This is a genomic window from Phenylobacterium sp. (assembly GCF_044371015.1).
Lineage (GTDB): Bacteria > Pseudomonadota > Alphaproteobacteria > Caulobacterales > Caulobacteraceae > Phenylobacterium.
In genome coordinates, this window is record NZ_JBILUK010000192.1 from 1 (window position 1) to 6,205 (window position 6,205).

At 67.6% G+C, this 6,205-nt stretch carries 7 protein-coding genes; 4 read left to right on the forward strand and 3 right to left on the reverse strand.

The features are described from left to right. Nucleotides 1-449: 449 nt before the first annotated feature. On the forward strand, nt 450-1,562 hold the full coding sequence (locus ACIQ3R_RS13900; protein ID WP_397419457.1) for an NAD(P)/FAD-dependent oxidoreductase: 1,113 nt from the start codon (nt 450-452) through the stop codon (nt 1,560-1,562). A gap of 4 nt (nt 1,563-1,566) precedes the next feature. Here the strand turns inward: ACIQ3R_RS13900 and ACIQ3R_RS13905 are convergent, their stop codons facing one another. Beyond that, nucleotides 1,567-2,214 (reverse strand): c-type cytochrome, encoded by a 648-nt coding sequence (locus ACIQ3R_RS13905; protein WP_397419458.1) that lies wholly within the window; start codon nt 2,212-2,214, stop codon nt 1,567-1,569. Nucleotides 2,215-2,354: 140 nt separating this feature from the next. On the opposite strand from ACIQ3R_RS13905, the gene ACIQ3R_RS13910 reads away from it, so the two are divergent. After that, on the forward strand, nt 2,355-3,092 hold the full coding sequence (locus ACIQ3R_RS13910; protein WP_397419459.1) for a 3-deoxy-manno-octulosonate cytidylyltransferase: 738 nt from the start codon (nt 2,355-2,357) through the stop codon (nt 3,090-3,092). Next, nucleotides 3,089-3,931: a prephenate dehydratase gene (locus ACIQ3R_RS13915; protein ID WP_397419460.1), complete on the forward strand. Its 843-nt coding sequence runs from the start codon at nt 3,089-3,091 to the stop codon at nt 3,929-3,931. The genes ACIQ3R_RS13910 and ACIQ3R_RS13915 overlap by 4 nt, the downstream gene beginning before the upstream one ends. Before the next feature lie 8 nt (nt 3,932-3,939). On the opposite strand, the gene ACIQ3R_RS13920 is transcribed toward ACIQ3R_RS13915, so the two are convergent. Continuing rightward, nucleotides 3,940-5,148 (reverse strand): acyl-CoA dehydrogenase family protein, encoded by a 1,209-nt coding sequence (locus tag ACIQ3R_RS13920; RefSeq protein WP_397419461.1) that lies wholly within the window; start codon nt 5,146-5,148, stop codon nt 3,940-3,942. A 101-nt stretch (nt 5,149-5,249) separates the two neighbouring features. Between ACIQ3R_RS13920 and ACIQ3R_RS13925 the strand changes: the two genes are divergently transcribed. Next, nucleotides 5,250-5,750 (forward strand): YkgJ family cysteine cluster protein, encoded by a 501-nt coding sequence (locus ACIQ3R_RS13925; RefSeq protein ID WP_397419462.1) that lies wholly within the window; start codon nt 5,250-5,252, stop codon nt 5,748-5,750. Here ACIQ3R_RS13925 and ACIQ3R_RS13930 read toward each other — a convergent pair. Then, nucleotides 5,714-6,205: hypothetical protein (locus ACIQ3R_RS13930; RefSeq protein WP_397419463.1), on the reverse strand; the 492-nt coding region annotated here is incomplete at its 5' end. The two genes, ACIQ3R_RS13925 and ACIQ3R_RS13930, sit on opposite strands and share 37 nt — an antisense overlap.

Here is a 6,205-nt window from a genome sequence, read left to right on the forward strand (position 1 = left end):
CTTGCTCTTCGGATCCATCGGCTTGTCGGAGTGGATCGGAGGAGTCGCGCCAGGCGTCTGGGCCGGCGTCGCCGGTGTCTTGGGGGTCTCAGACATGTGAAGTATCCTTCAACAATTCGCCAATAATCTGGCGCAACGGATATATGAATTCGACCTGACGAAAACAAACAATATCACGTCACTTATTTGGCATTTGCATTCTTTTGATCGCCACAATTGATAGAAATTGTTCAATTGTTTAAGTGAAATGGTCGCGATCTCTGATCGGAGTGGTGTTAGAAGTCGGCATCGCGCCGGTCACTTTCTTTCCGGCGATGAGGCGCTGGAGCCCCCGGCGTTCATTTCGGGTCATCTGAGCGGGATGAAAAAGGCTCGAAATCAAGAATCTAGAGCGTCTCTTCATCCAAAACCGGTTTCCACCTTTCCGAAGACGCTCTAACCCCCCGGCCATGTCCGACTATGACTTCGATGCTGTGGTGGTGGGCGCGGGCGCCGTGGGCCTGGCCTGTGGCTACGCGCTCTCGCGGCGGGGCTTCACCGTGGCGGTTCTGGAGCGCGATCTGGCCATCGGCCAAGGCGTCTCCTCGCGCAATTCCGAGGTGATCCACGGCGGGCTCTATTATCCGACCGGGTCCCTGAAGGCGCGGCTGTGCGTCACCGGTCGGCGCGCGCTCTACGCCTTCTGCGACGCCCATCACGTGCACTATTATCGTTGCGGCAAGCTGGTGGTGGCCACCGATGCGGTCGAGCTCGAGCGCCTGGAAGGCATCCTGGCGCAGGCCCGGACCAACGACGTCGAGGGCATGGCGCGCCTGACCCGGGCCGAGGCGCTGGCGCTCGAGCCGGAACTGGCCTGCGTCGGCGCCCTGATCTCGCCGGAGAGCGGCGTGTTCGAGAGCCACGCCTACATGCTGGCCCTGCAAGGGGAGATCGAGGCGGCGGGCGGCGCGGTGGTGCTGGCCACGCCCTTTGAGGGCGCGACCCCGCGGGAGGGCGGCGGCTTCGAGGTGCGCGCCGGCGGGGCGGACCCCACTACGTTCGCCTGCCGGTGGCTGGTGACCGCCCCCGGCCTCTCAGCGCAGGCCGTGGCGGCGACCATCGAGGGGTTCCCGGCCGCGCAGATCCCCAAGGGTCACTTCGGCAAGGGCGTCTATTTCCGGCTGGCCGGCAAGGCGCCCTTCGCGCGTCTGATCTATCCGCCGCCGATCCCCGGCGCACTCGGCACCCACTATCGCCGGGACCTCGGCGGGCAGGGCGTGTTCGGACCCGACCTCGCCTTCGTGGACGCGCCCGACTACAGCGTCGATCCCGCGCGGGCGGGCGAGTTCTATCGCTATGTGCGCAAGTTCTGGCCGGGGCTGCCCGACGGCGCGCTGGCGCCCGACTATGCCGGCGTGCGGCCAAAGCTGCATGGCCCGGGCCAACCCCAGCCCGACTTCCGGCTTGATGGCGCCGATATCCACGGCCTTCCGGGCCTCGTCGCCCTGTTCGGCGTCGAGAGCCCCGGCCTCACCTCATCCCTGGCGATCGGCGAAGAGGTCGCCGCGCGGCTGGGGGTGTAGGTTCCTACTTCGCAGCCGGCGCGGCCGGAGCCGCTGCGGCGGCAGGGGCCGCCGCGCCTTCAGCGGCCGGAGCCGCGGCCGGATCGGCGGCGGGCGGCGCGGCGGCGGCCGGGTTCGGCGGCGGAACCGCGAGGGTGCCGCCCTGCTGGGCCAGATAGGCGATGATGTTGATCCGCTCGTCCTGCTTCTTGAGGCCGACGAACGTCATCTTGGTGCCCGGCACGTACTTCGCGGGCGCCTTCAGATAGTCATACAGATTCTGATAGCCCCACTGAGGCTTGCCGTTTCCATATTCGATCATGGCCGGCGAATAGGCGAATCCGGCGTGCACGCCCGGCTTGGCGCCGACCACGGCCCACAGGTTCGGACCTGTGCCGTTGGCCCCGCCCTGGGTGATGTTGTGGCAGGACTGGCACTTGGCGAACACCGCCTGGCCCGCGGCCACGTCGGCGGTCGGCAGCACCGTACCCCAGTCCGGGGGAACCTCCGCGGCCGGCCCGCCGCCGCCCTCGTCGACGACCTCGACCAGATAGCCGGGTTTTTCGGCTTTCTGAGGTGCGAACACCATGCCGGAAAGCTGCCCGAGGCCCACGATGGCCAGTCCCGTCGCCAGGACTGCGCCCGCGATTTTGTTGAACGTCAGGTCGCTCATAGGTCCCTGTTACGCCTCTCCTCGGTCGCCGACTCAAAACCGCCGACGCACGCGGGAATCCCGCCCCTTGTTGCGTGCGGCTCTCTTACACGCTACCGGCGCTCGCGCAACCGCCCAAGCCAATGGCGTCCCACCGGTTTATGACACCCCTCATCCTGATCCCCGCGCGCATGGCCGCGACCCGCCTGCCGGGGAAGCCTCTCGCCGATATCGAGGGCGTGTCGATGATCGTGCGCGTGCTGCGTCAGGCCGAGGCCGCAGGCGTCGGTCCGGTGGCGGTGGCGGCGGGCGATCGGGAGATTGTCGCGGCGGTCGAGGCCGCCGGCGGGCGGGCGGTTCTCACCGATTCGGCGCTGCCATCCGGTTCGGATCGCATCTGGGCGGCGCTCGGCGCGCTTGATCCCGAAGGCCGACATGATGTGGTGATCAATCTGCAGGGCGACATGCCGTTCGTCGAACCGGCCATGGTCGCCGCCTGCGCCGGCCTGTTGACCGCGCAGCCGGACGCCGACATCGCCACCCTGGTCGCGCCGGAAGCCGGCCCGGCGGATCGGACCAACGCCGACGTCGTCAAGGCCGTGCTGGCGATGCAGCCTGAGGGTCATAGCGGCAAGGCGCTCTATTTCACGCGTTCCACCCTGTATGGGGACGGGCCGATCTGGCGCCACATCGGGCTCTACGGCTATCGCCGCGCGGCCCTGGCCGCCTTCGTCGCCGCGCCGCCATCACCGCTTGAGCGGCGCGAAGGGCTCGAGCAGCTTCGCGCCATGGAGCTCGGCCTTTCAATCTGGGCGGCGGTGGCCGAAACCGCGCCTATTTCCGTTGACAGTCCCGCCGATCTGGAGCGGGCGCGCCACCACGCGAGGATGCCTGCATGACCCGACAGCGGATCGCTTTCCAGGGCGAACTGGGCGCCAACAGCCATGAGGCCTGTTCGAGCCACTTCCCCGAAATGGAGCCGGTGCCGCACGCGAGCTTCGAAGACGCCTTCGAAGCGGTGAAGTCCGGCGACTGCCAGCTGGGCATGATCCCCGTGGAGAACTCCATCGCCGGGCGCGTGGCCGACGTACACCACCTGCTGCCCTCTTCCGGCCTGAAGATCATCGGCGAGCGCTTCAAGGCGATCCATTTCCAGCTGATGGCCAATCCCGGCGCCAAGCTGGAGAACATCACCACAGCCATGAGCATGCCCATTGCGCTGGGCCAGTGCCGTCGCACGCTGCGCCGCCTGAAGCTCAAGACCGAAGCCACGGGCGACACCGCCGGAGCGGCCAAGATGCTGGCGGAGCGGCCCGATCCAACCCGGGCGGCGCTCTCGCCGGCGCTGGCGGCGGAGATCTATGGCCTGGAGATCCTGCTGCGCGACGTCGAGGACGAGCACTCGAACACCACACGGTTCCTGGTGATGACGGCTGACCCCAAGCCGCCGCCGCCGCCCTTCACGGCCCCCTGTGTGACCAGCTTCATCTTCCGGGTGAAGAACCTGCCTGCGGCGCTCTACAAGGCGCTGGGCGGCTTCGCGACCAACGGCGTCAACATGACCAAGCTCGAGAGCTACATGGAGAACGGCGCGTTTACCGCGACCTTTTTCTATTCCGAGGTCGACGGCCGGCCGGAAGACATCAATCTGGCTCGCGCCTTCGAAGAGCTGAGCTTCTTCTCCGAGCGCTTCGAGATCCTTGGCGTCTATCCGGCCGATCCGTTCCGGGCGAAATAGGGCCCGGGTCAGGTGCTCTGGGTGTTGTCAGGCAGCCCCAGGATGCGCTTGGAGATGATGTTGTTCTGGATCTCAGCCGAGCCGCCGTAGATCGACATCGCCTTGCCCCAGAGCCAGCTGCGCACCGCCTCGACTTCGTCGTGGGAATAGTTGGCGCCGTCCCAGCCCAGTCCCTGCGAGCCCATCAGCTCAAGCGTCAGCTCGGCGCGGATCTGGGCGACATTGGTCGCCGAGTTCTTGAGCACCGAAGGCGCGTTGCCGGGGCTATTGTTACCCCGCGCCTCGGCGGCCGCGCGCATCAGGGTCTGGCCATGCACACGGGCGTCCATCTCGTGGCGCACCAGGCGGGTGCGGAAGTCGGCGTCGGCCAGGCGGCCCTCGCCATCGACGCCGAGATAGGCCTTGGCGATCTCGTTCAGCGGCTTGGGCCCACGGCCGCCCATTGATCCGCCGGTCTGGCTGGCGCGTTCGTGCTGCAGCAGGCGCTTGCCGACGGTCCAGCCGACGTTGATCTGGCCGAGCAGGGCGGCCTTGGGGGCCACGGCGTCGGTGAAGAAAGTCTCGCAGAAGGGCGAGGCGCCGGAGATCAGCGCGATCGGCCGGGTCTCGATGCCCGGCTGGTGCATGTCGACCAGCAGGAAGCTGATGCCCTCGTGCTTCTTGGCCGAGAAGTCCGTGCGGACGAGCAGGCCGCACCAGTCGGAATGCTGAGCGCCGCTGGTCCAGATTTTCTGGCCGTTGATCTTCCAGCTGTCGCCCGCATCGTCGGCGCGGGTCTGCAGCGATGCCAGGTCGGAGCCGGCGTTGGGCTCGGAATAGCCGACGCACCACTGGACTTCGCCCATGATGATCGGCGGCAGGTGCTTTTTCTTCTGTTCTTCGGTGCCGTAGTCGAGGATCGTCGGCCCGATCATGGTGATGCCCATGCCGAACATCGAAGGATGGAAGGCGCCGATGCGCGCCATCTCTTGACCCAGAACGCGAGCCTGCGCCGCAGTCAGTCCGCCCCCGCCATACTCTTTCGGCCAGGTGGGCGCCGACCAGCCTTTTTCGCCCAGCGTGCGGCGCCATGCCACGATGTCGGGATGACTGGACTTGGACTCGCCCGTCGCCAGCGCAGCCTTACCCTTGAGCGAGGCGGGGAAGTTGGCCTCGAGCCAAGCGCGCGCTTCGCCCCGGAAGGCTTCGATATCCACATCTGCGCCGAAATCGGCCATGGCGGGCTCCTTGAATTCTATGACGCACACTTATGTACCTGGGCGGCAGTGGCAAGATTCACGCCGGGGAAGCTTGGGGGAACCTTGATGGGACGTCGCCCTTGAGCGAACGCGCCAGAACCTGTGGCGACTGCACGCTCTGCTGCAAGGTGATGGGGGTCGCGGCCCTGGAGAAGCCGGGCGGGGTCTGGTGTCGCCACCGCCTCCCGGGGGGCTGCGGAGTCTATCAGGATCGGCCCGACGCCTGCCGCGCCTTCGAGTGCGTCTGGCTGATGGACGAGGAGATGCCTCGCAAGTTCCGACCGGACCTGACCAAGGTGGTGCTGGACCAGGACGCCCAGGGCCTGCGGCTGATCGCCCGTTGCGACCCGGCCAATCCCCGCGCCTGGCGCCGGGAGCCGATGTATGGCGCGCTCAAGGGCTATGCCGCTGACCATTGGGCCGATGGCCGCATCGTGATCGCGGTGGCGGGCCGCCAGGCCTGGCTGGTGGCGCCGCGCGAGGACATCAATCTGGGCGAGGTGGGTCCCGACGCCCGGCTGACGATCTCCGAGGGCCCGGGCGGTCAGGTGTCGGTACGGGTAGAGCCGTCCGAACCATGATCCTCGATCCGGCGGCGCACGACCGGGTCGCGCTCCAGCAGCCGCACCAGCACCGCCTGAGCCGCCAGGATGCCGATGCCGGAGGCGTAACCGGAGAACACGCCCGCCGGATAGCGGCCGCCGGCCGCCGCCTCGCCGATCTGCCAGTAGATAAGAGCCGCCGCGCCGCCCAGCAGCACGACGCCGCCCAGGATCGACCGGGCGTTCTGCCCAAAGCCCGCGAGGAAACTCATCCAGACATAACGCCCCAGCCCGCGCCGGAGCGGCGGAAGCGCCAGCGGGATCAGCAGCGAGAGCATCAGCAGCATCGTCGGCCAGATCAGGGTGCGCTCGGCGATCAGCTGCGGGTTGCCGGGCAGGCGCGAGAATGCGTGCAGCGTGGCGCCCGCATAGATCAGGCAGGCGGTGACGACCGTCAGATCCTGCGCGCGCCGGAACACGCGCCAAGGGCGGAT